Here is a 24,058-nt window from a genome sequence, read left to right as displayed (position 1 = left end):
GGCCCGCCCGGTGCGGTTACGGTCGCACCATGCGAGCACTCACATGGCAGGGAAAGCGCAACGTCGCCGTCGAGGACGTCCCGGATCCGCGGATCCAGGAGCCGACGGACGCCATCATCGAGGTCACGTCGACCGGCATCTGCGGGTCGGACCTGCATCTGTACGAGGTCCTGGGGCCGTTCATGGACGCGGGGGACGTGATCGGCCACGAACCGATGGGCATCGTCCGCGAGGTCGGGTCCGAGGTCACCCACATCCGGCCCGGTGACCGCGTGGTCGTGCCCTTCACCATCTCCTGCGGCCGGTGCTGGATGTGTCAGCGCGGGCTGCAGTCCCAGTGCGAGACCACCCAGGTGCGGGAGCAGGGCTCCGGCGCCGCACTCTTCGGCTACTCCCGGCTCTACGGCTCCGTCCCCGGCGGACAGGCCGAGCTGCTGCGCGTGCCCCACGCGGACTACGGCCCCGTGAAGGTGCCGCACACCGGTCCGGATGAGCAGTGGCTGTTCCTCTCGGACGTCGTCCCCACCGCCTGGCAGGGGGTCCAGTACGCGAACGTCCCCGACGGCGGCACGCTCGCGGTGCTCGGCCTCGGGCCCATCGGTCAGCTGGCGGCGCGCATCGGCGTGCACCTGGGGTACCGGGTGATCGGCGTCGACCCGGTCCCCGAGCGACGCGCGATGGCGGCCCGGCACGGCATCGAGGTCCTGGACGCCGACGGCGGCGAGGCCGAGGTGCTCCGCGAGCGCACCGGCGGCCGCGGCCCGGACGCGGTCCTGGACGCGGTCGGCATGGAGGCGCACGCCTCCCCGGCGGGGCACGCGGCCCACACCGCCGTGGGCCTGCTGCCCGACGCGCTCGGCCGGGCGGCCATGAAGACCGCCGGCGTCGACCGCCTGAGCGCCCTCCACACCGCGATCGACGCGGTCCGGCGCGGCGGCACGGTGTCGCTCTCCGGGGTCTACGGCGGCATGAAGGACCCGATGCCGATGCTCACCCTGTTCGACAAGCAGGTCACCCTGACGATGGGCCAGTGCAACGTCCGTCGCTGGGTGGACGACCTGCTGCCCCTGCTCGACGACCCGTCCGACCCCCTCGGCGTGCTCGACCTGGCCACGCACACCGCCCCCCTCGACGACGCGCCCGCCCTCTATGAGACGTTCCAGAAGAAGGAGGACGGCTGCATCAAGGTGGTCCTGAAGCCGTGAGGATCGTCGTCCTGGGCGCGACGGGCAACGTCGGCACCGCTGTCCTGCACCGCCTCCAGGCCGCGGACGGGGTGAGCTCGATCGTGGGCGTGAGCCGGCGCGGCCCGGACCGGGCCGGAGCGCCCTACGACGGCGTCGAGTGGCACCGCCTGGACGTCGCGGAGCCCACGGCGGCGGGGCGGCTGCGCGAGATCGTCGCCGGCGCCGACGCCGTCGTCGACCTGGTGTGGGTGATCCGCCCCAACCGCGACCGCGACCACCTGCGCGCCGTCAACGTGGCCGGCAACGAGCGGGTGTTCCGGGCCGTGGCCGAGGCGGGCGTGCCCCACCTGGTCTACGCGTCCTCGGTGGGCGCGTACGGGCCCGGGCCGAAGGGCCGCGCCGTGGCCGAGTCCCACCCCACCACCGGGGTCCCGACCTCGCACTACGCCGCACAGAAGGCCGAGGTCGAGTCGATCCTCGACCGTGTGCAGGCCGAGCACCCCGAGCTGCTGGTGACCCGGCTGCGCCCCGGGCTGATCTTCCAGTCCGCCGCCGGACCCGAGATCAAGGACTACTTCCTGGGCGACCTCGTCCCCGCCCGGCTGGTCGCCCGCCTGCGTACCCCGGTGCTGCCGTTCCCGCGGGGCCTGCGATTCCAGGCGCTCACGGCCCAGGACGTGGCGGACGCGTACTGGCGCGTGATCGCCCGCCGCGCGGGCGGCGCCTTCAATGTGGCAGCCGAACCCGTGCTGGACGCGCACACCCTGGGCACCGTCCTCGGGGCCCGCCGCATCCTGGAGCTGCCCGTGGGCCTGTTCCGCGCGGCCGCGGCGCTGAGCTACCGGGCACGGCTGCAGCCCACCGACCCGGGGTGGGTGGATATGGCCGCGGCGGCGCCCATCATGGACACCACGGCCCTGCGCGCCGCGACCGGCTGGTCCGAGACCACCGACGCCCGGGAGGCGGTCCGCCTCGTGCTCGACCATCTCGACGGCGCCGAAGGCCTCGGCAACGCCGGGCACCGCTCGCACTCGCCCACGGAATGAGGACGATGACCATCACCCGCCGGGCCGCCCTGACGGGCCTGCTCGGGGGCGCCGCCCTCGGGTTCACCGCCTGCACCTCCTCCGGCTACCCCGCCGACCCGGACGGCACCCTGGACCGCGTCACGGGCGGGGTGCTGCGCGCCGGCGTCGTGCACCACCCGCCCCACGTGGACGCCTCGGGCGCCGAGCCCGTCGGCCCCGAGCCCGACCTGATCCGCGGCTTCGCGGCGGCGCACGACGCACGCGTCGAGTGGACCGTGGCCGGGGAGGAGGCGCTCATGACCGCGTTGGAGAAGGGCGACATGGACCTGGTAGCCGGCGGCCTGACCTCCGCGTCCCCGTGGACGTCGCACGCGAGCATCACCCGCGACTACGCCGAGGCCCAGGGTCCGGACGGCGAGCCGGTGAAGCTCGTGATGGCCGTGCCCCTGGGTGAGAACCAGATGCTCACGGCCCTCGAGGAGTACTTCGACCAGCGCGCAGCGGAGGAGGCCCGATGACGCGGCGGGACACCCGGGAGAAGGGGCCGAGCGGGCGCCGCTTCGGCGCCACGGAGCTGCCCCCGGAGATCGAGCGCGTGGTCCAGCAGGCCAAGCGGCTCGAATGGGCGACGCTCGGGGTGATCGTGGTCACGATCGTCCTCGTGGCGGTCGTGATGGGCTCCTCGCAGGCCATGCGTGCCGCGTGGATCGAGGACCTGCTCTCCCTGATCCCGCCGATCGCGTTCCTCGTCGCCCTGCGCGTGGCCCGCATGGCCCCGACGCGGGCCCGGCCCTACGGCTCTCACCGGTCCGTCGGGGTGGGGCACCTCGTGGCCGCCGTCGCCCTGTCCGTGATGGGCGTGGTCCTCGTCGGCGACTCCCTCCTGGGCCTGGTGACGGCGGAGCACCCGCCCATCGGCACGTTCGACCTGTTCGGGCACACCGTGTGGCAGGGCTGGTTCATGATGGCCGTGATGGCCCTGTCCGTGCCCGGGCCCATGATCCTCGGCCACAAGAAGCTCGCGCTGGCCGAGCAGCTCCACGACCGCGTGCTGTACGCGGACGCGGACATGAACAAGGCGGACTGGCAGACGGGCGTGGCCACCATCGTCGGCGTGGCCGGCATCGGCCTGGGCTGGTGGTGGGCGGACGCCGCGGCGGCGATCTTCGTGGGCGTGAGCATCGTGCTGGACGGCTGGAAGAACCTGAAGGAGGCCGTCACGAACCTGGCGGACCGCCGCGCCGCCACGATCGACGGCGCCCGGCCGCACCCGCTCATCGACCGTGCCGAGCGGATTGCCTGGGCGGAGCCGTGGGTGCGCCGCGCGGGCGCCCGCGTCCGGGACGAGGGCCACGTGTTCCACGTCGAGATGTTCGTGGTGCCGCACGAGGGGGCGGACGTGACGGTGGGCCGCTGCTGCGCGCTGCGGGACGCGATCGCCGCCCTGGACTGGAAGCTGCAGGACGTCGTCGTCGCCCCGGTGGACGAGCTGCCCGCCGAGGTGCACGGCGGACGGTCCGGGGAGCATCAGACGGGCGAGGAGTAGCCCGGGCCTCAGCCGGCCAGGAACCGTCCCTCGAGGGTGGCGGAGGTGATGCGCTGGACCTCGCGCTGCTGGTCGGCGGCCCTCTGGCGCAGGGCGTGCATCTCGGCGGCGTCGACCGCCGGCAGGTGCGGCGCGAGCTGTTCGAGGACATGCCACATCGCGGACTTGGCCTGGAGCATGCCCTGCAGCAGGTCCAGTTCGATCTGCGTCCAGCCGGAGCCGCGCGTGCGCAGCGCGTTCACGGGGTTGAGTCGTCCGCCGGCCTCGGCCGCCGCGCCGGCGGCCCGGTCCACGAGCGGGGTGCGGAGACCCAGCTCGCCGATGAGCGCCTCGAGGCGGTCCTGGTCGTCCTGGACGGCGTCGCCGAGGCGTCGCAGCGCGGCCTCCTGCGGGGTGCCGGCCCAGGTCTGCTCGGCGGCGCGGAACGCCTTCACACCGGAGCGGGAGCCGAGCAGGTGCTGATTGAGGAAGTCCTCCAGCATCTGCTCGTCCACGGCGGCGGAGGTGGACTCGGGGCGGGGGTGTTCGTGACCGGTCATGGGCCCTGTCTACGGAACGCGCGGGCGTGGCGGCAAGAGGCCGGGCGCGCTCAGACGCTGACGACCTCGACCGGCTGCCCCGGGTCCGCGCCGAACCACGCGTCGGAGGGGGCGACGCCGTCGCGCACCAGGCGTGCGCCGAGCGCGGCGACCATCGCCCCGTTGTCGGTGCACAGGTTGACGGGCGGGACGGTCAGCTCGATGCCGGCCGAGCGGCACCGGTCGGCGAGCAGGGCGCGCAGGCGCGAGTTCGCCGCGACGCCGCCGCCGAGCATCAGGTGGGTGAGCCCGTGCTCGCGGCAGGCGCGGACGGCCTTGGCGGTGATCACGTCCGCGACGGCCTCCTGGAAGGAGGCGGCGATGTCCGCGCGCGGCACCTCGAGGCCGCGGGCCTCGAACTGCTCCACGGCGCGGGAGACGGCGGTCTTCAGCCCGGAGAAGGACCAGTCGTGCCGGTGCGGGCCGGGCTCCTCGGCGCTGCCGACGAACTTGCCCGCGGTGAGCCCGCGCGGGAAGCGGAAGGCCGTCGGGTCGCCCTCGGCGGCGAGCCGGTCGATCACGGGGCCCCCGGGGTAGCCCGCCCCGATGAGCCTGGCGACCTTGTCGTACGCCTCGCCGGCCGCGTCGTCGATGGTCGAGCCCAGCAACTCGACCTCGGAGCTGATCCGGCCCACGCGCAGGATCTCGGTGTGCCCGCCGGAGACGAGCAGCGCGCCCAGGTCCGCGGGCAGGTCGTCCCACTGCGCGGGCCGCACGCCGTCCAGCATGCCGACGCCCACGTGCGCCACGAGGTGGTTGATGCCGTAGAGGGGCGTGCCGAGGGCCGTGGCGAGCGCCTTGGCCCCCGCGACCCCCACCATGAGGGCGCCCGCCAGACCCGGGCCGGAGGTGACGGCGATCGCGTCGAGGTCCGCGAGGGTGACGCCGGCGGTGTCCAGGGCGCGGCGGATCGTGGGCACGAGGGCCTCAAGGTGCGCGCGGGCGGCGATCTCCGGGATCACGCCGCCGAAGCGCACGTGCTCCTCGACGGAGGAGGCGACCTCGTGGGCCAGCAGGGCGGTGCCGCGGACGACGCCGACGCCGGTCTCGTCGCAGGAGGACTCAATGCCGAGCACGAGGGGGGCTGCGGTGGCGGTGGGCATGGGCTCCAGTCTAGTGAGCGGCCCGGTCACAGGGCCTTGCGCATGATCACGGCGTCCTCGCCGCCCGGGTAGTAGCGGCGACGCACGTGCAGCTCCTCGAATCCGTGGCGCGCGTAGAGCCGCCGGGCGGCGGCATTGGAGGCCCGGACCTCGAGCATGAGCGAGCTCGCGCCGCGCGCCGCGGCCTCCGCGGCCATCCAGCGCAGCTGGGCCGCCCCGATCCCCCGCCCCTGCGCCGCCGCGACCGTGCCCACGGTCTGCACGTCGGCGACGTCGCCGACCACCATGATCCCGCCGTAGCCGACGATCTCGCCGGGGGCGGGGCCGTCGTCGTCCGCGGCGCCGGGCGCGGGCACGTCGCGGACGACCACGCGGTAGTCCCGGGTGGGCGGGCGGCCGTGCGCGTCCCGTCCGCCGGCAGGGCCGGTCTGGGCGAGCTCCTCCTCGTAGAAGTGCGCGGGCCAGGCGTCGAGCGGGAAGAGCGTGGCCTCGTGGGCGAGCACCTCGGGGACGTCCCACACGGTCATGGGGCGCAGCAGGTATCCGGGCGGCAGCCCGTGCCCGTCCTCGGCGGGGCGCCCGTCACCAGACGGGGCCGGCTCGGCCGGGCTCACGCGCCCGCCCGCTTGCGGGGGCCGGGGACCTTGGCGTCGGACTCGCGCAGGTAGAGCGGCTCGGCCGGGACGAGGCCGCGGCCGCGCCGCAGGGCGAGCTCGGCCACCTGCCCCACCCCGACGGCGGACGGCGTGGCCGCCTCCCAGTCCGGCACCGCGCGCAGCGCCTCGGGGTAGAGCCCGGCCCCCGCGCCGTAGACGGGCAGCGGGGTGACCTCGTCCGCCGGCGAGACGAAGGGACCGTGCAGCAGCGTCGGCTGCCCGCCGACCTGCGCGTAGTGGGCCCAGTAGACCTCGCGGCGGCGGGCGTCCGTGGCGACCACGAACTCCTCGATCCCGTGGCGGAAGGCGTCGACGCCGGCCGTGTGGGCGAGCGCGTCGAGGCTGCGGACCCCGTGCACGGGCACATCCCACGCCAGGCCGAGGGCGGCCGCCGTCGCCAGGCCCGCGCGCAGTCCCGTGAAGGGCCCGGGGCCGACGCCGACCGCGAGCGCGTCCAGCGCGGTGCCGGTGACGCCGGCCTCGCCGAGCACGGCCTGCACCGCGGGAGCGAGCACCTCGGCGTGGGCGTGGGTGTCGTCCGTGGCCCAGCGCGCGAGCTCCTCACCGTCCCGCAGGACGGCGACGGAGGCGGCGGCGGACGAGTCGATCGCGAGGAGCAGGGCCATGGCCGCCAGTCTACGGAAGCACGACGCCGGCCCAGCGCGGGCCGCGGCCGGTCACGACGGCCGAACGCAGCTCCTCGGCCTGGCCCCCGTCCTCGTCGGAGAAGTCGGTGACGATGCCGTCCTCGCGCTCCCCCGCCGAGGCCGCGGGGGCGTCCTCACCCCCGCGGGCCCGGACGATCTCGATGTCCAGCCACGAGGCGTCCGGGTCCTCGGGGAACCCGGCGAGGGACTCGGCCATGCCCCGGCCCCACTCGACGACGGTCACGGAGCGGTCCACGCTCGCGTCCAGGTCGAGGTCCGTGAGCTCCCCCGCCGAGCGCAGCCGATATGCGTCCACGTGCACAAGGTCCGGGGTGCCCGCCGGGGCGTCGGCCGGGGCGGGGTGGACGCGGGAGAGGACGAACGTCGGCGAGACCACGCCGGAGGCCACGCCGAATCCGCTGGCCAGCCCCTGGGTGAAGGTCGTCTTGCCCGCGCCGAGGTCGCCCGTAAGGATCAGCACGTCGCCGGCGCGGAGCACCCCGGCGAGGGCGCGGCCGAACGCCCGGGTGCCGTCGGCGCCCTCGAGCGGGACCGTCGCCGTCAGCACGGGCTCCGGCAGGGCCGGGCCGGGGGCGGGGATCGCGTGGTCGCTCATGGGCGGGCCTCCTGGGTCGGCGTGGGGTCCACGTGCTGCCGGTCCACGCGGCCTCCGATGCGGGTCACCAACTCGTAGTTGATCGTCCCGGCGGCCGCGGCCCACTCCTCCACCGGAATGCCGGAGGCCGGTCCGAACAGCTCGACGGCGTCACCGGGCGCGTCCGCGGCGTCCGGGCCGAGGTCCACCACGAACTGGTCCATCGCGACGCGGCCCACCACGGGGACGGTCCGGCCGCCGACGTGGACGCGCGTGCCCTCGACGACGCGCGGGACGCCGTCGGCGTAGCCGACGGGCACGAGCCCGAGGGTGGTGGGCTCCGCCGTGACGTGGCGGAACCCGTAGGACACGCCCTGCCCGGCGGGGACGGCCTTGACGTTGGCCAGGACGGTGACGAGGGACATGGCCGGGCGCAGCCCGAGCTCGGCGGCGGTGACGTCCTCGAACGGAGAGAGCCCGTACAGGCCCAGGCCGACGCGCACCATGTCCAGGTGCGTGTCCGGCCGGGCGAGGGTGGCGGGCGTGTTGGCCAGGTGCCGCAGCAGCGGGTGGCCGAGCGCCTCGGCGGCCTCGGCGGCCATCCGTTCGAACCGCAGCAGCTGCGCCGTGGTCTCGGCGGCCCGGTCCGGCTCGTCCGCCACGCCGAGGTGGGAGAACACGCCCTCCACCCGCACGAGGCCCGCGGCCTCGAGCTCGGCGGCACGCGCGACGAACGCGGGCCACCGCTCGGGCGGGCAACCGTGGCGGCCCAGGCCGGTGTCCGCCTTCAGGTGCAGGACGGCGCGGACATCGGGTCCGGCCCCGCCGCGGGCCCGCAGCCCGCGGACGGCGTCGGCGACGGCGTCGAGGTCCCAGCCCGAGACGCCGAGGGTCACCTCCGCCTCCACCGCGGCGGCGAAGTCCGTGGCCCCGGTGTGCAGCCACGCGAGCACGCGCAGGCGCGCCCCCGCCGCGCGCAGGGCCAGGGCCTCGCGCACGTGGGCCACGCCGAGCCGGTCCGCGCCGGCGGCCGCGGCGGCGCGGGCGACGGCCACCGCGCCGTGGCCGTAGGCGTCGGCCTTGACGACGGCGGTCAGCAGCGGCCGGCTGCCGTCGGGGCGGCGGATCCGCTCCCGCAGCACGCCCACGTTGTGCCGGACGGCCGCCAGGTCGATGCGTGCGGCGCGCTCGGCGTCCGTCGGGCTGACGTCGGCGCGGCTCATCGGACGGCCTCCGGCTCGGCGTCGTCCGGCCACCACAGGCGCGCGACGCGCGCGCCCAGCGCGGCCGGCAGCGTGGCCGTGGTGATCCGCCCGGCGCGGGCCTGGTCGGCCCCGGCCCGGGCGTGCAGCCAGGCGGCCGCCGCCGCGAGCCGGGCCGTGGGCGCCGGGCCGGGATCCTCCCCGGTCCGGCGTGCCCGCGAGCGCCGCGCCACGTCCGCGGCCAGGACGGCGCCGATCGCCCCGGAGAGCACGTCGCCGGTGCCGCCCATCGCGAGTTCGGGGCCGCCGCCGGTCACGGCCCACGCCTCGCCGTCCGGGGCGACCACAAGGGTGCGCGGGCCCTTGAGCAGGACCGTGGCGCCGTGTTCGGCCGTCCACGCGCGGAGGGCGGCGAGCGGGTCGGCGGCGTCGGCGCCGTCCGCGGGGAGGCGCTCGCGCAGCCGGGACCACTCCCCGGCGTGCGGCGTCAGGACCACGGGCGTGCCGGCCGCGCGCAGCGTCCGCAGCTCGGCGGCGGTGACGAGGGCGAGGGCCGAGGCGTCGGCGACCAGGGCCGCCTCCGGCCGCTCCTCGAGCGCGGCGAGGACGCCGGCCCAGCGCCGCCGCGCGTCGTGCTCGGTGTCCAGGCCGGGGCCGGCCACCCAGGCGTCCGCCCGCGAGGGCTCGGGCCCCTCCGCCGAGACCAGCGCCTCGGGGTGGGCGGCGAGCACCAGGTCCCGGGTGGTCTGCGGGCCGGCGTGGTGCACCATGCCCGCGCCCGTGTGCAGCGCACCCGCGCTCGCGAGCACGGCGGCCCCCGGGTAGCGCTCCGATCCGGCGACGACGGCCACCACGCCGCGCGTGTACTTGTGGGCCTCGGCCGCAGGGACCGGGTGGGCGGCCCGTGCGGCGGCCTCGTCCATCACGCCCAGCGGCGCGGCCGGCGACGTCGGCAGGTGCGGTCCCAGCCCGATGTCCGCCACGTGCACGGTGCCCGCACGCGCGGCCCCCTCCCCGAGGACGAGACCGGACTTGAGGGCGCCGAACGTCACGGTCGCGTCCGCGGGCAGGGCCTCCCCCCGCACCTCGCCGGTGTCCGCGTCCACGCCGGAGGGGACGTCGCACGCCAGCACGAGCGCATCCGCCGGCAGCGCGCGCGCCGCGGCGGGCAGCTCATACTCGCCGGTGAAGCCCGTGCCGAGCACGCCGTCCACCACGAGCGCGGCCTCGGGCGGCACCGCGTCGGCGCGGCGTCCCCCGGCCGCTCGCAGCGCAGCCCAGCCCTCGGCGTGCCAGCGCGGGGCGCCGTCGTCGTCCCGGCGGACGGGCACGGCGACCGCGGCCACGCCCCGGCGGCGCAGGAACGCGAGGGCGAACAGCGCGTCCCCGCCGTTGTTGCCGGGTCCGACGAGGGCGGCCACGGTCGTCCCGGCCACCGGGCCGCGCTCACGCAGCAGGGCGGCGGCGTGCTCGGCCAGGGCCCAGGCGGCGGCGCGCATCAGCTCCGGGCCGCGGCCGGCCGCGAGCAGGGGCTCTTCGGCCGTGCGCACGGCCGAGCCGGTCACGGCGATGCGGGTCAGGTCATCGGGGGTCATGCGGGTTCCTCCTCGGCCGCGCGGCGTTCGGCGACCACGTAGGCGGTGGCGACGTCCCCGTCATGGCTGAGGGAGAGGTGCCAGTGGGTGATGCCCAGGGCCTCGGCCTGGGCCTGGACGGTGCCGGTCAGGTGCACGGTGGGGCGGCCGTCGCCGTGGTCCGGGCGCGGGATCCAGCAGTGGTGCCACATCATCCCGGGCGGGGCGCCCATGGCCTTGGCGATCGCCTCCTTGGCGGCGAAGCGCGCGGCCAGCGAGCGCAGCGGCAGGTCCCGCTCGTCCTCGGTGAACAGGCGCGCGCGCAACGCGGGCGTGCGCTCGAGCTGCGCCCGGAACCGCGGGACGTCCACCACGTCCACCCCCACGCCGACGATCACGCCGCCCCCGCCCGCCGGGCGCCCACGACGACGGCGCCGGCCTCGTCCCCGACGGGCTGCCCGCGCAGTCGCTTGGCCAGGTCGAGCGGCCACTGCAGCACGCCGGGCAGCTGCTGGTCGCAGCCCGGCGTGAGCATCGCCTTCCCGTAGGCCAGCACGCCGTAGACGCCGTGCTGCAGGCGGCCGAGCCGGTCGAAGCCGGCATCGAACGCGTACAGGGACACACGGCCCTCCTCGGAGGTGAGGCACCGCTCCGCCAGCAGCCGCGCGCGCTCCACGTGCTGGTGGAAGGTGAGCACGCCCAGGTGGTGCAGGCCCAGCTCGCGCATGCGGTCGGCCGCGTGGACGACCTCGCCCTGGGTGGTCACCGGATCGGGCGCGAAGCACTCGACGGTGACGCCGGCCAGCCGCGGGTCGCGCTCCTCCGGGCCGCCGCACAGCTTCTCGTGCCCGTCCGGCCCCAGGTACGCGGAGACGAAGAGCCGGTCGGCGACGCCGGACGCGGCGAGCTCGATCGCGGCGTCGTAGACGCGGGGCTGGCTGTAGAGGACGAGGAGGGCGTCCACACGCGGTGCGTCATCCGGGTGCGGGTCCGTCACGGCGTGCATGGCCCACCCCGCGCCGAAGGCCAGTCCCAGCGCCGCCAGGGTCGCCACGGTGGCGCAGAGGGCGTGCGCCCACCGCGGCAGGCCACGGCAGACGCGCCCCCGGTCGACCTGCGCGCTCATGCGTCCTCGGGGACCTGCCGCAGCACGACGGTGGAACGGGCCTGGACCTCGAGGACGTCCCCGGCACGCACGCGGGGGTGCGCGCCGCTCGGGGCGACGTGGGACGAGGTGTCCACGAGGACCTCCCACTCGGCCGGGAACGTGGGTCCGGGCAGGGTGTACGGCACGGGCTCCCACCACGCGTTCATGAGGACGTAGAAGTCCCGGTAGGGCTCCTCCCCGTCCTCGTCCCCGCGGGTGAGCATGTGCCCGTTGAGGTAGAAGCCGATCGACCGGGCCTCGGCGCCCCAGTCGTCCTCCGTCTTGGCGGTCGCGTCCGGCTCGAGCCACACGATGTCCGGCAGGGGCGCCTCGACGTCGCGGGCCGCGGGGCGACCGTCGAAGTGGTGGCGACGGCGGAACACCGCGTGGTCACGGCGCAGCGCGATCAGGTCGCGGGTGAACGCCACGAGCGAGTCGTCCATGGCGGACCAGTCGATCCATGAGATCTCGTTGTCCTGGCAGTAGACGTTGTTGTTGCCGCCCTGGGTGCGGCCCAGCTCGTCGCCGTGGCTGATCATGGGCACGCCCTGGCTGATCAGCAGGGTGGCCAGGAAGTTGCGGCGCTGGCGGGCGCGCAGCGTCACGACCTCGGGGTCGTCGGTCTCCCCCTCCACGCCGCAGTTCCACGAGCGGTTGTGCGCGTCGCCGTCGTTGTTGTCCTCGCCGTTGGCGGCGTTGTGCTTCTCGTTGTAGGAGACGAGGTCGCGCAGCGTGAAGCCGTCGTGGGCCGTGACGAAGTTCACGGACGCGCCGGGGCTGCGCCCGTCCCCCTCGTAGAGGTCGGCCGAGCCGGTCAGGCGGGTGGCGAACTCGCCGAGGGTGCCGGGCTCGCCGCGCCAGAAGTCGCGCACCGTGTCCCGGTACATGCCGTTCCACTCGGACCAGAGGCCGGGGAAGTTGCCCACCTGGTAGCCGCCCCAGCCCACGTCCCACGGCTCGGCGATGAGCTTGACGGTGCGCAGCACCGGGTCCTGGCGGACCACGTCGAAGAACCCGGAGAACATGTCCGGGCCCTGCTCCCCCTCCACCCGGGTGAGGGTGGTGGCCAGGTCGAACCGGAAGCCGTCCACGTGCATCTCGGTGACCCAGTAGCGCAGGGAGTCCATGACCAGCTGGAGGGCCTTGGGGCTGGAGAGGTCCACCGAGTTCCCGGTGCCCGTGTAGTCCATGTAGTGCCGCTCGTCGCCCTCGACGAGGTGGTAGTAGCCGGCGTTGTCCAGCCCGCGCAGGCTGAGCATGGGGCCCTTGTCGTTGCCCTCGGCCGTGTGGTTGTAGACCACGTCGAGGATCACCTCGAGACCGGCGGCGTGCAGGTCCTTCACCATCTGCTTGAACTCGCGGACCTGGCCGCCCACCTCCGAGGAGGAGGAGTAGGCGGCGTGCGGGGCGAAGAAGCCGAGCGTGTTGTAGCCCCAGTAGTTGCTCAGCCCCTTCTCCTGCAGGGTGGCGTCGTTGACGAACTGGTGCACGGGCATCAGCTCGACGGCGGTCACCCCGAGCTCGGTCAGGTGGCGGACCACCTCCGGGTGGGCCATGCCCGCGTAGGTGCCGCGCAGCTCCTCGGGGACGGCGGGGTGCAGCTTGGTCATGCCCTTGACGTGGGTCTCGTAGATCACCGTGTCCGTGAGCTCGACGGCGGGCGGGGCGTCATCGCCCCAGTCGAAGTCCTCGGCGACGACGACGCCGAGCATGCTCGCGCCCAGGTTGTCCGAGGTGTCGATGCGGTCCGGCTCGTCGAAGTCGTACGAGTGGTGCTGCTGGCCCCACTCGTAGTCGCCGGTGAACGCCCGCGCGTACGGGTCCACCAGGATCTTGGCCGGGTTGTGCCACAGGCCGCGGGCGGGGTCCCAGGGGCCGTGCACGCGGTAGCCGTAGCGCTGCCCGTGCCCGATGCCCGCCACGTGAGCGTGCCACGTGGTGCCGTGCCGCTCCTCGAGGGGGATGCGCGTCTCCGTGCCGTCGTCGGCGACGAGGCACAGCTCGACCGCCTCCACCTCGCGGGAGACCGCGAGGGCGAAGTTGGTGCCGGTCTCGTCCACGGTGGCCCCGAGGGGGTACGGCTGGCCGATCTCCACTGTGTGCATGACTCTCCGGGGTCTCGTCGTGCGGCCCGCCGGGTGCGGCGGGCCTCCCCGGGGAGTCTACTGGCGCGGGCGGACGCCATCCCGGACGCGTCGATCCGCTCAGACGAGCCGGGCACCGCGGGCGGCCAGGTCCGCCACGGCACGGCGCGAGGCGGCCGCGCCGCCGCGGACCAGGCGGTCGCGGGAGGCCGGGGCGTCCGCGGCGTTGACCACGAACGCGGTGCGCATCAGCGCCAGCTCCTTCGCGAACACCTCGTCCCAGCCCTCCTGCCAGTACGGCCGGCCGATGTAGGTGAACGCGAACGCACGCTCGCCGTCACGGGAGCACAGGGCCAGGGAGACGGAGCCGAAGCCGGCGCCGTCGTGGCCGACCAGCACCTCGCCGGCGTGCTCCGGCGCGGGGTCCGCGACCAGGAACAGGCCGTAGCCGTAGCCGGCCTGGGCGGCCGGGCCGACGGGGGTGACCATGAGGTCCACGGTCTGCTGCGAGACCAGCTCGCCCCGCATGAGGGCCTGATAGAAGCGGGTGACGTCCGCGGCGGTGGTGTTCACCGCGGCGGCGGAGGCGAAGATCGACTGGTCGATGGTCTCGAGGGCCTGGGCCTCGTGCGGACGCACGGCCGCGTCCTGCATCTCGGCGCCGCGAACGAGGGTGCCGTGCTCGAGGCGGGTGCGGTGCATGCCGGCCGGGCGGAAGACGCGGTCCCGGATGAGCTCGGGCATCCGGCGCCCGGTGACGGCCTCGACCATCATCTCCACCACCACGTAGCCCGTGTTGGAGTAGCCGTAGTCGGTGCCGGGCTCGAACCACCAGTCGGCCTGCTTCGCCAGCTCGACGAGCTCACGCTGGCCGTAGGAGCGGGAGACGACGTCCGCGAGCTCGTCGAAGTCCAGCTCGAAGAGGGACTGCCCGCGCATGATCACCCAGATGGCGTCCGGCATGCCGGAGGTGTGGTTCAGGAGCATCGAGAGGGTGACCCGGTCCTCGACGTCGGGCCACAGGCCCGGGAGGACGTCGCCGATCGTGGAGTCCAGGGACAGGGTGCCGCGCTCGACCTCCTGCAGGGCGACGGTGGCGACCATGCCCTTGGTGACCGAGGCGATCCGGGCCACCGAGTTCGCCCGCGCCGGGGCGTTCGCGTGCAGGCCACGGGTGCCGGAGGCGGTGTCGAAGCGGCCGGCCGGGCCCACCACGGAGCAGACGGCGCCGACGGCGGGCCACTGCACGACGGCGTCGAGGGCGTCCTGGATCGCCCGCTCGTCCAGGCCGCGGCCGGAGCGCGGGTTCGGACCCTGCGGGGCGGCGACGGCGGAGGAGGCGACGGCGGAGGGCAGCACGAGGCCGGCGAGACCGGCGGCCATGCCCTGGGCGAACTGGCGGCGGGTGGGGCGCATCGAGGCGTCCTTTCGGGGAGTGTGACATAGATCACCCGGACGGGCGTGGTCACACTCTAACCCGCGACGCCGCCTGCGACGGGGACCCTGGCGCCGGCCGCAAGAGCCCGGAACGCGGACGGCGCCCGTCCCCGGAGAGGGGGCGGGCGCCGTCGTCGCTCAGCCGGAGCGCGTCACTCGACGGTGACGGACTTGGCGAGGTTGCGCGGCTGGTCCACGTCGTAGCCCTTCGCCGTGGCGAGCTCGAGAGCGAAGATCTGCAGCGGGACCGTGGTCAGCAGCGGCATGAGCATCGGCTGGGTCTCGGGGACCTCGAAGACGATCTCGGCCTGGCCGCGCACGGCCGCGTCGCCGCGCTCGGCGACGGCGAAGGTGCGGGCGCCGCGGGCGCGGACCTCCTGGATGTTGGAGACCACCTTGGCGTGCAGCGAGTGACGGTCCATGGGCGAGGGCATAACCACGAAGACCGGCTGACCCTCGTCGATCAGGGCGATCGGGCCGTGCTTGAGCTCGCCCGCGGCGAAGCCCTCGGCGTGGATGTACGCGAGCTCCTTGAGCTTGAGCGCGCCCTCCATGGCCACCGGGTAGCCGACGTTGCGGCCGAGGAACAGGACGGAGGTGGCGTCGGCCATCGAGCGGGCGAGCTCCTTGACCTGGTCCTTGCCGGCGAGGATCTCCTCGATCTTGCCGGGGATCGCCCCGAGGTCCGCCAGGATGTCCTTGATCTGGCCGCTGAACAGCTTCTTGTTCAGCTGGGCCAGGTACAGGCCCAGCAGGTAGGCGGCGGTGATCTGCGCCAGGAACGCCTTGGTGGAGGCGACGGCGATCTCGGGGCCGGCGTGCGTGTAGAGCACGGCGTCCGACTCGCGCGGGATCGTGGAGCCGTTGGTGTTGCAGATGGACACGGTGCGGGCGCCCTGCTCCTTGGCGTAGCGGACCGCCATGAGGGTGTCCATGGTCTCGCCGGACTGCGAGATGGACACCACGAGGGTGTGCGGGTCGATGATCGGGTCGCGGTAGCGGAACTCGTGGGAGAGCTCCACCTCCACGGGGATCCGGCACCAGTGCTCGATGGCGTACTTGGCCACCGTGCCCGCGTAGGCGGACGTGCCGCACGCCAGGACGATGATCTTGTCGACGGCCTTGAGCTCCTCGGGGTCGATCCGCAGCTCGTCCAGCACCAGGGTGCCGGCGGCGTCCGTGCGGCCCAGCAGGGTGTCCTGCACGGCCTGGGGCTGGTCGTGGATCTCCTTCTCCATGAAGGTCTCGAAGCCGCCCTTCTCCGCGGCCGAGGCGTCCCAGTCCACGGTGAAGCGCTTGCCCTCGGCGGGGCCGCCCCGGAAGTCCGAGATCTCGACGGCGTCGGCCGTGATCGTCACGACCTGGTCCTGCTCGAGCTCGATGGCCTCGCGGGTGAAGTCGATGAAGCCGGAGACGTCCGAGCCGAGGAAGTTCTCCCCCTCGCCCAGGCCGACGACGAGCGGCGAGTTGCGGCGCGAGGCCACCACGCGGTCCGGGTGGTCCACGTGCACGGCCAGCAGGGTGAAGGCGCCCTCGAGGCGCTGGGAGGCCAGCTGCATGGCGCGGGTCAGGTCCTGGCCGGCCTCGTGCCGGTAGACGTCGGCGAGGAGGTGGGCGGCCACCTCGGTGTCCGTCTCGGAGAGGAACTCGACGCCCTTGGCGAGCAGCTCCTCGCGCAGCTCGGCATAGTTCTCGATGATGCCGTTGTGGATGAGCGCCAGACGGCCCTCGTCCGCCACATGCGGGTGGGCGTTGCGGTCGGTGGGGCCGCCGTGGGTGGCCCACCGGGTGTGGCCGATGCCGACGAGGCCGGTGGGGATGGGGTGCTCGGCGAGCTCCTCGGCGAGGTTCGCGAGCTTGCCCGCCTTCTTCCGGTGGTACAGCTGACCGCCGTCCACCACGGCCACACCGGCGGAGTCGTATCCGCGGTATTCGAGACGACGCAGGCCCTCCATCAGGACGTCGAGAGCGCCGTGCTCACGATCCGACTGGGGCTGGCCGATGTATCCGACGATTCCGCACATGCGCACGAGGATACCGGGCCGGGCCCGACTTCGGCGCACGGCGGGCCGGCTCACTCCGTCCGGGACGAGAACCCCGCGGGGTTGGCCTCCTGCCAGGCCCAGAGGTCCCGCACCATCGCGGTCACATCGCGCCGGGCGTGCCAGCCCACTTCGGCGCCGATCGCGTCCACGGCGGCGCACGACTCGGCGATGTCCCCGGGCCGGCGCTCGACCACGCGGTAGGGGATGCGGCCGCCCGTGACCGCCTCGAAGGCGCGCACCATCTCGAACACGGTGACGCCCTCGCCCCGGCCGATGTTCCAGACCCGGGTCGTCGCACCGCCCCCGGCCGCCACCCGGGCCGCGAGCCATTCGAGCCCGGCCACGTGCGCCTCCGCGAGGTCCATCACGTGGATGAAGTCGCGCACGGCGCTGCCGTCGCGCGTGTCGAAGTCCGCGCCGAACACCCGCAGCTCGGGGTACGCGCCGGACGCCACCCGCGCCACGAAGGGCATGAGGTTCGCCGGCACCCCGCTCGGGTCCTCGCCCAGCCGCCCGGAGGGATGCGCGCCGACCGGGTTGAAGTAGCGCAGCATCGCCAGTCCGCCGCCGTCGACCGTCGCGCAGACGTCGCGCAGCACCTGCTCCGCCATGAGCTTGGAGTGTCCGTAGGGCGAGACCGGGTCCGTGGCCGCGTCCTCGGCGACGGGCACCGGCGCGCGGTCGCCGTACACGGTCGCGGAGGAGGAGAACAGGACCGTGCGGGCGCCGGCCGCGAGCGCGGCCTCGGCGACGGCGGCCGTGCCGCCCACGTTCACGTCGTAGTAGGCGGCGGGGCGGGTCATCGACTCGGCGGGCGACTTCAGCCCGGCGAAGTGCACGAGTGCGGCCGGGCCGAAGTCCGCGAGCGCCCCGCGATAGTCCTCGGGGCGGCGGATGTCGGCCACGTGCAGGCGCAGCCGTGACCCGCCCAGGCGCGTTCCGGCGAGCTCGGCGACCCGCTCGAGCGACGTCGTCGTCGCTGTGGCCAGGCTGTCGAGGACGAGGACGTCGTGGCCCGCCTCGAGCAGGGTGAGCACGGTATGGGATCCCAGGTATCCGGCGCCACCGGTCACGAGCACGCGCATGAGCCGATCCTATCCGGGCCCTGTGACGCCACGCCGGGGCCCGCTCCCGGCGGGCCGCGGCCATAATGGATCGGGTGACCTACACCCCCCCGACCTCCGAGCTGCCCCTCGTGGGCCCCGACGAGTCCGCGGATGCCGTGCCCGACGGCCAGCAGCGCTCCCCCTTCGTGGAGCTGGACCGCCAGACCTGGGCCCGTCTCGCCTCGGAGATGGCGCAGCCCTTCGACCAGGCGGACGTGGAGCGTCTGCGCGGCCTCGGCGAGCACCTGTCCCTGCGCGAGGTCGCCGAGGTCTACCTTCCGCTCTCCCGCCTGCTGAGCATCAACGTGGAGGCCTCCGCGGCCCTGCGCAGCGCGACCAACGCGTTCCTCGGCGAGCGGACGGGGCGCACCCCGTACGTGATCGGGGTGGCCGGGTCGGTCGCCGTCGGCAAGTCGACGACGGCGCGCGTGCTCCAGGAGATGCTGCGCCGCTGGCCGACCACACCGCGCGTCGAGCTGGTCACCACGGACGGGTTTCTGCACCCCAACGCGGTGTTGCACGAGCGCGGCATCATGTCCCGCAAGGGCTTCCCCGAGTCCTACGACCGCCGCGCGCTGCTGCGCTTCATGGCGGACGTCAAGTCCGGGGCGCAGGAGGTGCGCGCGCCCGTGTACTCGCACATCACCTACGACATCGTGCCGGGCGAGGAGCAGGTGGTGCACCGTCCCGACGTGCTGATCGTGGAGGGGCTCAACGTGCTGGCCCCGCCGCGCACACGGGCCGACGGCACCGCCGGGCTCTCCGTCTCCGACTTCTTCGACTTCTCGGTGTACGTGGACGCGCGCGCGTCCTGGATCCGGTCCTGGTACATCGACCGGTTCATGGGCCTGCGCTCGGGGGCCTTCGCCGACCCGCGCAGCTACTTCCACCGGTACTCCTCGCTGTCGGACGCCGAGGCTCAGGCGACGGCCGAGTCCATCTGGGACTCCATCAACGGCCCGAACCTCGAGCAGAACGTGCGCCCGACCCGCGGGCGCGCCCGGCTGGTGCTCACGAAGAACGCGCAGCACGAGGTGACCCGCGTGCTGCTCCGGAAGGTCTGATCCATGCGTCGTCCCCTCCCCCGCGCCGCGCTGGCCGCGCTCGCGCTGCTCGCGGCCGGCTGCGGCACGCCCGCCGCGGGCCCGTCCTCGGCGACGCCGGCTCCCGGCTCCTCGAGCGCGGCCGCGTCGTCCGGCGCCGCCTCGAGCACGGCGCCGTCGTCGAGCGCGCACGCCGACCCGGCCGCCCTCGACGTCGTCGTGAACAAGACCCGCCCCATGGCCCCGCCCGACTGGGCGCCCTCGGATCTGCTGGCCGTGCCCGGCAGCGAGCTGCCCCTGCGGGCGGAGGCCGCGACGGCGGCCGGCGACCTGCTGGATGCCGCCGCGGCGGCGGGCCACCGCCTCACCACCCTGAGCGCCTACCGCTCGTACGACTACCAGGTCCGGACGTACGGCCACTGGGTCGACGAGCTGGGCCGCGCCGAGGCCGACCGCGTCTCGGCGCGTCCGGGGTACTCCGAGCACCAGACCGGCCTGGCCTGGGACGTGGGCGACGCCGCGACCCCCGCGTGTGACCTGGAAGCGTGCTTCGGCGACACCGCCGCGGGCCGCTGGGTGGCCGCGCACGCCGCCGAGTACGGGTTCGTCATCCGCTACCCCGCCGGGGCCGAGGACGTGACGGGCTTCGCCCACGAGCCGTGGCACCTGCGCTACGTCGGGTCCGCGGAGGCGGCCCGGGTCGAGGCGGTCGGCGGCGTCCTCGAGACCGCGTGGGGCCTGCCTCCGGCGCCGGACTACGCGGGCTGAGACGCACGACTCGCTCGAACCCGTACCGCGCCGCCCTCGTCACACGTAGGATTCTCCCCATGCTCCAGGGATTCAAAGACTTCATCATGAAGGGCAACGTCATCGACCTTGCCGTGGCCGTCATCATCGGCGCCGCCTTCGGCAAGATCGTGAACGCGCTCGTCGAGGCGGTCCTCATGCCGCTCATCGCCGCCGCCGTGGGCTCGCCGAACTTCGACTCGTTCGCCGTGCTGACCCTCAACGGCAACGACGTGAAGTTCGGCGTGCTGCTCACTGCGATCGTCAACTTCCTGCTGATCGCCGCGGCCGTGTACTTCGCCATCGTGATGCCGATGAACAAGATGATCGAGGCCCGCAACCGCCGCCTCGGCATCGACCCCGCCGAGGAGGAGGTGCCCGCCGACGTCGCCATGCTCACCGAGATCCGCGACCTGCTCGCCGAGCGCCGCGGCGGCCCCACCTCCGGGACCACCACCCTCTGATCTCTCCCTGTCCGACGCCGAAGGGCCCGGGACGACTCACGCGAGTCGCCCCGGGCCCTTCCTTCATGCCCTCGGCGGCGCGGGGGCCGTGCCCTCAGGGGCGCGACGTCGTCCGGTCCGCGCTGGACCCGGCGTCCGGGGCGACCTCCGAGTCCTGCCGGTCCGGATCCAGGCACGGCAACCACTCCACGGGGGCGCTCTGCCGCGCGCACACGGGCGCGTCCACGGCGAGGAACGCGGCCGACCACAGGACCGCCAGCCCCGCGAGCAGCCCCGCGAACAGGGTCCAGCGGCGGGGCCGGGGGGCCGCGTCCGACGTCATCGGTCCGGTCAGTCGTGCAGGCGCAGCTCGCGCTGCACGACGTCGGCCAGCACCTGGGCCTCCCGGCCGGCGGTCTCCTCGTCCGGGGCCTCGACCATGACGCGCACGACCGGCTCCGTGCCCGACGGGCGCAGCAGCACGCGACCGGTCTCGCCGAGGCGGGCCTCCGCCTCGGCCACCGCCGCCTGGACGGCCTCGTCCTCGGCGGCGCGGGACTTGTCCACGCCGCGCACGTTCACGAGGACCTGGGGCAGCCGGTCCATCACCGCGGCCAGCGCGGAGAGCGGGGTGCCGGTCTCGGCGACGCGCGAGGCGAGCTGCAGGCCGGTGAGGACCCCGTCGCCGGTGGTGGCGTGGTCCGAGAAGATCACGTGGCCGGACTGCTCGCCGCCGAGCGAGTAGTCGCCGAGCTTCATGCCGGCCAGGACGTAGCGGTCGCCCACCTGGGTCTCGACGAGCTGGACGCCCTCCCGGCCCATGGCCAGCTTCAGGCCCAGGTTGGACATGACGGTCACGACCAGGGTGTCGTCACGCAGGACGCCGCGGTCCTTGAGCGCCACGGCCATGACGCCCATGATCTGGTCGCCGTCGACGACCTCGCCGCGCTCGTCCACGGCGAGGCACCGGTCGGCGTCGCCGTCGTGCGCGATGCCCAGGTCCGCGCCGTGCTCGCGCACGGCCGCCTGGAGCTTCTCGAGGTGGGTGGAGCCGTAGCCGTCGTTGATGTTGAGCCCGTCCGGGGACGCGCCGATCACCACGACCTCCGCGCCGGCGGCGCGGAACGCCTCGGGCGAGCAGCCGGCGGCCGCGCCGTGGGCGCAGTCCAGGACGACCTTGAGCCCGTCCAGCCGGTGCGGGAGGGTCTGCAGGAGGTGGAGGACGTAGCGGTCCTCGGCGTCCGCGAAGACGCGCACGCGGCCCACGTCCGCGCCCTGGGGCCGCCGCGGCGTCACGCCCTCGAGGTGACGGATGATCTCGTCCTCCTGCGCGTCGGTCAGCTTCTCGCCGCCGCGCGCGAGGAACTTGATGCCGTTGTCCGGGGCCGGGTTGTGGGAGGCGGAGATCATCACGCCGAAGTCGGCGTCCAGGTCCCCCACGAGATAGGCGGCGGCGGGGGTCGGCAACACGCCGGCGTCCCACACGTCCACGCCCGAGGACGCCAGGCCCGCCTGCACGGCGGCCGCGATGAACTCGCCGCTGATGCGCGGGTCCCGGGCCACGACGGCGACCGGGCGTCGGCCGGCGTCGAAGGCCTCCGCGCCGAGGACGGGCGAGGCGGCCTGGGCCAGCTGGACGGACAACTCCACGGTGAGGGTCTCGTTGGCCAGGCCACGGACGCCATCGGTTCCGAACAATCTCGACATGATCAGTCAGTGTAGGGGCCGCCCCTGCGGCCTGCATCACGGGAGGGTCACGAAACGGGCCCGGGGGCGGTAGCATCGGACCGGTCGAGCCCCCGCGGCCGCGCGCCCGTCCGCTCACATCCGCCCGGGAGGCCCCGCCCCGAACCCGAAGGACCTCGATCCATGCCCGACGTGACCCCGCCCCCGCCCTCCCGTCCCTGGACGCGCCGCAGCGTGCTGGGCGGCACGGGCCTGGCGATCGCCGCCGGCGTGGCCGGCTGCGGGCGTGATGAGCAGGCCGAGCAGAGCTCGGAGGGCGACGAGCAGGCCACCCGCCTGCCCGCCCCGGACATCATCACCACCGCGCAGTGGGGCGCCATGCAGCCCAACTACTACCTGCAGACCCTGAACGAGCGCCCCTCCTACCTGGTGATCCACCACACCACCACTCCGAACGTCACGGACGGCTCCCGGGAGGCGGCGGAGAGCATCGCGCAGGTGGTCCAGAACGCGCACATGAGCGCCGCGAACGACTGGGGCGACACCGGGCAGCACTTCACCGTCTCCCGCGGCGGCTTCGCGATGGAGGGCCGCCACGGCTCCCGGCACGCGCTCGAGGGCGGACAGACGTTCATGCTCGGCGTCCATGCGCTCGGGTTCAACGCGTACGCGCTCGGCATCGAGTGCGAGGGGCTGTACATGCTGAACCCGCCGCCGCAGAGCCTCTACGCCGGCCTGGTGCCGCTCGTCGCCTACATCTGCCAGCAGTACGAGCTGCCGCCGTCCCGCATCATCGGCCACCGCGACGTCACCGCCACCAGCTGCTGCGGCGACGCGTTCTACGCCAAGCTGCCGATCCTGCGCGAGGACGTCCGCCTCTCCCTGGCCTCGGGCGAGTACCACGTCTCGGAGGGCTTCGGGGCGGACAACCTCTTCGACGACGCCCACGTCACCCCGGAGTACGTGGAGGAGGAGCGCGGCTGAACCCGCCCCCGCTCCCCACGACGGCGCCCCTCACCGGAAGATGAGGGGCGCCGTCGTGCGCGGCCCGGTCAGCGCACGCGCGGGAACGATCCGCCGGAGACCTCGCCGTACTCGGCCAGCTCGTTGGCCGGGCCGCAGATCTGCGGGTCGGGGCGGTGGACGATGCGCTCGTCCTTGTCCGGGTAGGGCAGCGTGTGCAGCACATGGCGGATGGCCTCGAGGCGGGCGCGCTTCTTGTCGTTCGACTTCACGACGGTCCACGGGGCGTCGGCCGTGTGCGTGTAGAAGAACATGGCCTCCTTCGCGTTCGTGTAGTCGTCCCACTTGTCCAGGGAGGCCAGGTCGGTGGGCGAGAGCTTCCAGCGACGCACGGGGTCGGTCTCCCGCGCGGCGAAGCGGTTGAGCTGCTCGCGCTGGGACACGGAGAACCAGAACTTGATGATGTGCACGCCGGAGTTGACGAGCATGCGCTCCAGCTCGGGGGTCTCACGCATGAACTCGAGATACTGCTGCGCCGTGCAGTAGCCCATGACGCGCTCGACGCCGGCCCGGTTGTACCAGGAGCGGTCGAACATCACGATCTCGCCGCCGGAGGGCAGGTGCCGGATGTAGCGCTGGAAGTACCACTGCGAGGCCTCCTCCTCCGTGGGCTTCTCCAGGGCCACGGTCCGGGCGCCGCGGGGGTTGAGATGCTCGTTGAAGCGCTTGATGGCGCCGCCCTTGCCGGCGGCGTCCCGGCCCTCGAAGATGATCAGGACCTTCTGGCCGGTCTCCTTGACCCAGAGCTGCATCTTCAGCAGCTCGATCTGCAGCTCGCGCTTGCGTCGCTCGTAGCTCTTGCGGCTGAGCTTGGACTTGTACGGGTAGCCCTCCCGCCAGGCCTGCGGGTCCGGGGTGGGGGTCTTCTTCTCCCCGCCGAGCTTGCGGCCCAGCTCCCGGATCTCGTCCACCTCGGCGGCGTAGTCACGGGTCACGGCGAAGGGTGCCTGCGCGGCGTGCTCCGCGCCGTGCTCGCCACGGGTGCGGGGGTCGGGCGTAGGACTCGTGTTCTCGGCCACGGCGGCTCCTGAGGGTGTCTTCGACCGGACCGCGCACCGGACGGGCGAGCGGCCCGTCATGGCGTCGTCGCCATGCGTCTCCATATTACCTCTGGGTCAGGTCCCGCCGGCCCACGGAGACGG

At 74.2% G+C, this 24,058-nt stretch carries 24 protein-coding genes; 8 read left to right on the top strand and 16 right to left on the bottom strand.

Annotation, left to right across the window (positions count from 1 at the left end; all coding sequences use genetic code 11):
• Positions 1-29: 29 nt before the first annotated feature.
• The 4 genes from ACUXPL_RS02070 to ACUXPL_RS02055 are packed head-to-tail and all read left to right on the top strand — an operon-like array spanning position 30 to position 3,761.
• On the top strand, positions 30-1,205 hold the full coding sequence (locus ACUXPL_RS02070; RefSeq protein WP_454181572.1) for a zinc-dependent alcohol dehydrogenase: 1,176 nt from the start codon (positions 30-32) through the stop codon (positions 1,203-1,205).
• The gene (locus tag ACUXPL_RS02065) at positions 1,202-2,233 is read left to right on the top strand and encodes an NAD-dependent epimerase/dehydratase family protein (RefSeq protein WP_454181570.1); all 1,032 of its coding nucleotides are present in this window, start codon (positions 1,202-1,204) and stop codon (positions 2,231-2,233) included. The genes ACUXPL_RS02070 and ACUXPL_RS02065 overlap by 4 nt, the downstream gene beginning before the upstream one ends.
• Before the next feature lie 5 nt (positions 2,234-2,238).
• Positions 2,239-2,733: a transglycosylase SLT domain-containing protein gene (locus ACUXPL_RS02060; protein WP_180537578.1), complete on the top strand. Its 495-nt coding sequence runs from the start codon at positions 2,239-2,241 to the stop codon at positions 2,731-2,733.
• The gene (locus tag ACUXPL_RS02055; protein ID WP_454181568.1) at positions 2,730-3,761 is read left to right on the top strand and encodes a cation transporter; all 1,032 of its coding nucleotides are present in this window, start codon (positions 2,730-2,732) and stop codon (positions 3,759-3,761) included. The genes ACUXPL_RS02060 and ACUXPL_RS02055 overlap by 4 nt, the downstream gene beginning before the upstream one ends.
• An 8-nt stretch (positions 3,762-3,769) precedes the next feature.
• Here the strand turns inward: ACUXPL_RS02055 and ACUXPL_RS02050 are convergent, their stop codons facing one another.
• From ACUXPL_RS02050 to galE, 13 genes are all read right to left on the bottom strand, one after another.
• Positions 3,770-4,300, bottom strand: coding sequence for a hypothetical protein (locus ACUXPL_RS02050; RefSeq protein WP_180535960.1), 531 nt, complete (start codon positions 4,298-4,300; stop codon positions 3,770-3,772).
• A gap of 50 nt (positions 4,301-4,350) precedes the next feature.
• A complete protein-coding gene (tsaD, locus tag ACUXPL_RS02045) occupies positions 4,351-5,442 on the bottom strand; it encodes a tRNA (adenosine(37)-N6)-threonylcarbamoyltransferase complex transferase subunit TsaD (protein ID WP_434783773.1) in 1,092 nt (363 codons plus the stop codon).
• Positions 5,443-5,468: 26 nt separating this feature from the next.
• Positions 5,469-6,056, bottom strand: coding sequence for a GNAT family N-acetyltransferase (locus tag ACUXPL_RS02040; RefSeq protein WP_454181565.1), 588 nt, complete (start codon positions 6,054-6,056; stop codon positions 5,469-5,471).
• Positions 6,053-6,724 carry a tRNA (adenosine(37)-N6)-threonylcarbamoyltransferase complex dimerization subunit type 1 TsaB gene (gene tsaB, locus ACUXPL_RS02035; RefSeq protein ID WP_454181563.1) on the bottom strand — a complete coding sequence of 224 codons (672 nt, stop codon included), beginning with the start codon at positions 6,722-6,724 and terminating at the stop codon, positions 6,053-6,055. The genes ACUXPL_RS02040 and tsaB overlap by 4 nt, the downstream gene beginning before the upstream one ends.
• Before the next feature lie 10 nt (positions 6,725-6,734).
• Positions 6,735-7,361, bottom strand: a complete 627-nt coding sequence (gene tsaE, locus ACUXPL_RS02030; protein WP_454181561.1) for a tRNA (adenosine(37)-N6)-threonylcarbamoyltransferase complex ATPase subunit type 1 TsaE — start codon at positions 7,359-7,361, stop codon at positions 6,735-6,737.
• On the bottom strand, positions 7,358-8,563 hold the full coding sequence (gene alr, locus ACUXPL_RS02025; RefSeq protein WP_454181560.1) for an alanine racemase: 1,206 nt from the start codon (positions 8,561-8,563) through the stop codon (positions 7,358-7,360). The genes tsaE and alr overlap by 4 nt, the downstream gene beginning before the upstream one ends.
• Positions 8,560-10,137: an NAD(P)H-hydrate dehydratase gene (locus ACUXPL_RS02020; protein WP_454181558.1), complete on the bottom strand. Its 1,578-nt coding sequence runs from the start codon at positions 10,135-10,137 to the stop codon at positions 8,560-8,562. The genes alr and ACUXPL_RS02020 overlap by 4 nt, the downstream gene beginning before the upstream one ends.
• Positions 10,134-10,514 (bottom strand): holo-ACP synthase, encoded by a 381-nt coding sequence (locus ACUXPL_RS02015; protein ID WP_454181556.1) that lies wholly within the window; start codon positions 10,512-10,514, stop codon positions 10,134-10,136. The genes ACUXPL_RS02020 and ACUXPL_RS02015 overlap by 4 nt, the downstream gene beginning before the upstream one ends.
• Positions 10,511-11,242 carry a YdcF family protein gene (locus ACUXPL_RS02010; protein WP_454181554.1) on the bottom strand — a complete coding sequence of 244 codons (732 nt, stop codon included), beginning with the start codon at positions 11,240-11,242 and terminating at the stop codon, positions 10,511-10,513. The genes ACUXPL_RS02015 and ACUXPL_RS02010 overlap by 4 nt, the downstream gene beginning before the upstream one ends.
• Entirely contained in the window at positions 11,239-13,368 is a 2,130-nt protein-coding gene (gene glgX / locus ACUXPL_RS02005; RefSeq protein ID WP_454181552.1) for a glycogen debranching protein GlgX, read from the bottom strand. The genes ACUXPL_RS02010 and glgX overlap by 4 nt, the downstream gene beginning before the upstream one ends.
• A gap of 99 nt (positions 13,369-13,467) precedes the next feature.
• On the bottom strand, positions 13,468-14,763 hold the full coding sequence (locus tag ACUXPL_RS02000; protein ID WP_454181550.1) for a serine hydrolase domain-containing protein: 1,296 nt from the start codon (positions 14,761-14,763) through the stop codon (positions 13,468-13,470).
• Between the two features lie 173 nt (positions 14,764-14,936).
• Complete coding sequence (gene glmS / locus ACUXPL_RS01995) at positions 14,937-16,808, bottom strand: glutamine--fructose-6-phosphate transaminase (isomerizing) (RefSeq protein WP_180535971.1); 1,872 nt, start codon at positions 16,806-16,808, stop codon at positions 14,937-14,939.
• 50 nt (positions 16,809-16,858) lie between these two features.
• Positions 16,859-17,914, bottom strand: a complete 1,056-nt coding sequence (gene galE / locus ACUXPL_RS01990) for a UDP-glucose 4-epimerase GalE (RefSeq protein ID WP_180535972.1) — start codon at positions 17,912-17,914, stop codon at positions 16,859-16,861.
• A gap of 110 nt (positions 17,915-18,024) precedes the next feature.
• Between galE and coaA the strand changes: the two genes are divergently transcribed.
• The 3 genes from coaA to mscL are packed head-to-tail and all read left to right on the top strand — an operon-like array spanning position 18,025 to position 20,228.
• Positions 18,025-18,999: a type I pantothenate kinase gene (gene coaA, locus ACUXPL_RS01985; RefSeq protein ID WP_363677233.1), complete on the top strand. Its 975-nt coding sequence runs from the start codon at positions 18,025-18,027 to the stop codon at positions 18,997-18,999.
• Between the two features lie 3 nt (positions 19,000-19,002).
• Positions 19,003-19,746, top strand: coding sequence for a M15 family metallopeptidase (locus ACUXPL_RS01980; RefSeq protein ID WP_454181548.1), 744 nt, complete (start codon positions 19,003-19,005; stop codon positions 19,744-19,746).
• Positions 19,747-19,805: 59 nt separating this feature from the next.
• On the top strand, positions 19,806-20,228 hold the full coding sequence (gene mscL / locus ACUXPL_RS01975; RefSeq protein WP_180535974.1) for a large conductance mechanosensitive channel protein MscL: 423 nt from the start codon (positions 19,806-19,808) through the stop codon (positions 20,226-20,228).
• A gap of 94 nt (positions 20,229-20,322) precedes the next feature.
• Here the strand turns inward: mscL and ACUXPL_RS01970 are convergent, their stop codons facing one another.
• Complete coding sequence (locus tag ACUXPL_RS01970; protein WP_010080407.1) at positions 20,323-20,550, bottom strand: hypothetical protein; 228 nt, start codon at positions 20,548-20,550, stop codon at positions 20,323-20,325.
• 8 nt (positions 20,551-20,558) lie between these two features.
• The gene (gene glmM / locus ACUXPL_RS01965; RefSeq protein WP_454181546.1) at positions 20,559-21,914 is read right to left on the bottom strand and encodes a phosphoglucosamine mutase; all 1,356 of its coding nucleotides are present in this window, start codon (positions 21,912-21,914) and stop codon (positions 20,559-20,561) included.
• Between the two features lie 162 nt (positions 21,915-22,076).
• Between glmM and ACUXPL_RS01960 the strand changes: the two genes are divergently transcribed.
• Entirely contained in the window at positions 22,077-22,877 is an 801-nt protein-coding gene (locus ACUXPL_RS01960; RefSeq protein ID WP_454181544.1) for a peptidoglycan recognition protein family protein, read from the top strand.
• A gap of 68 nt (positions 22,878-22,945) precedes the next feature.
• Here ACUXPL_RS01960 and ppk2 read toward each other — a convergent pair whose 3' ends face one another.
• Complete coding sequence (ppk2, locus tag ACUXPL_RS01955) at positions 22,946-23,935, bottom strand: polyphosphate kinase 2 (RefSeq protein WP_251649337.1); 990 nt, start codon at positions 23,933-23,935, stop codon at positions 22,946-22,948.
• Positions 23,936-24,058 lie beyond the last annotated feature (123 nt).

The organism is Micrococcus sp. 140720015-1, from assembly GCF_053627595.1.
Note: the sequence above shows the minus strand (reverse complement) of the source record. Positions and strands in the feature narration are given on the sequence as shown.

What these genes read in the sequence shown, in the direction of transcription:
- ACUXPL_RS02070 (WP_454181572.1), top strand. Translation starts at nt 30, where the DNA reads ATGCGAGCACTCACATGGCAGGGAAAGCGCAACGTCGCCGTCGAGGAC.
- ACUXPL_RS02060 (WP_180537578.1), top strand. Translation starts at nt 2,239, where the DNA reads ATGACCATCACCCGCCGGGCCGCCCTGACGGGCCTGCTCGGGGGCGCC.
- ACUXPL_RS02055 (WP_454181568.1), top strand. Translation starts at nt 2,730, where the DNA reads ATGACGCGGCGGGACACCCGGGAGAAGGGGCCGAGCGGGCGCCGCTTC.
- ACUXPL_RS02050 (WP_180535960.1), bottom strand. Translation starts at nt 4,300, where the DNA reads ATGACCGGTCACGAACACCCCCGCCCCGAGTCCACCTCCGCCGCCGTG.
- tsaD (WP_434783773.1), bottom strand. Translation starts at nt 5,442, where the DNA reads ATGCCCACCGCCACCGCAGCCCCCCTCGTGCTCGGCATTGAGTCCTCC.
- tsaB (WP_454181563.1), bottom strand. Translation starts at nt 6,724, where the DNA reads ATGGCCCTGCTCCTCGCGATCGACTCGTCCGCCGCCGCCTCCGTCGCC.
- tsaE (WP_454181561.1), bottom strand. Translation starts at nt 7,361, where the DNA reads ATGAGCGACCACGCGATCCCCGCCCCCGGCCCGGCCCTGCCGGAGCCC.
- alr (WP_454181560.1), bottom strand. Translation starts at nt 8,563, where the DNA reads ATGAGCCGCGCCGACGTCAGCCCGACGGACGCCGAGCGCGCCGCACGC.
- ACUXPL_RS02020 (WP_454181558.1), bottom strand. Translation starts at nt 10,137, where the DNA reads ATGACCCCCGATGACCTGACCCGCATCGCCGTGACCGGCTCGGCCGTG.
- ACUXPL_RS02010 (WP_454181554.1), bottom strand. Translation starts at nt 11,242, where the DNA reads ATGAGCGCGCAGGTCGACCGGGGGCGCGTCTGCCGTGGCCTGCCGCGG.
- glgX (WP_454181552.1), bottom strand. Translation starts at nt 13,368, where the DNA reads ATGCACACAGTGGAGATCGGCCAGCCGTACCCCCTCGGGGCCACCGTG.
- ACUXPL_RS02000 (WP_454181550.1), bottom strand. Translation starts at nt 14,763, where the DNA reads ATGCGCCCCACCCGCCGCCAGTTCGCCCAGGGCATGGCCGCCGGTCTC.
- glmS (WP_180535971.1), bottom strand. Translation starts at nt 16,808, where the DNA reads ATGTGCGGAATCGTCGGATACATCGGCCAGCCCCAGTCGGATCGTGAG.
- galE (WP_180535972.1), bottom strand. Translation starts at nt 17,914, where the DNA reads ATGCGCGTGCTCGTGACCGGTGGCGCCGGATACCTGGGATCCCATACC.
- ACUXPL_RS01980 (WP_454181548.1), top strand. Translation starts at nt 19,003, where the DNA reads ATGCGTCGTCCCCTCCCCCGCGCCGCGCTGGCCGCGCTCGCGCTGCTC.
- mscL (WP_180535974.1), top strand. Translation starts at nt 19,806, where the DNA reads ATGCTCCAGGGATTCAAAGACTTCATCATGAAGGGCAACGTCATCGAC.
- ACUXPL_RS01970 (WP_010080407.1), bottom strand. Translation starts at nt 20,550, where the DNA reads ATGACGTCGGACGCGGCCCCCCGGCCCCGCCGCTGGACCCTGTTCGCG.
- glmM (WP_454181546.1), bottom strand. Translation starts at nt 21,914, where the DNA reads ATGTCGAGATTGTTCGGAACCGATGGCGTCCGTGGCCTGGCCAACGAG.
- ACUXPL_RS01960 (WP_454181544.1), top strand. Translation starts at nt 22,077, where the DNA reads ATGCCCGACGTGACCCCGCCCCCGCCCTCCCGTCCCTGGACGCGCCGC.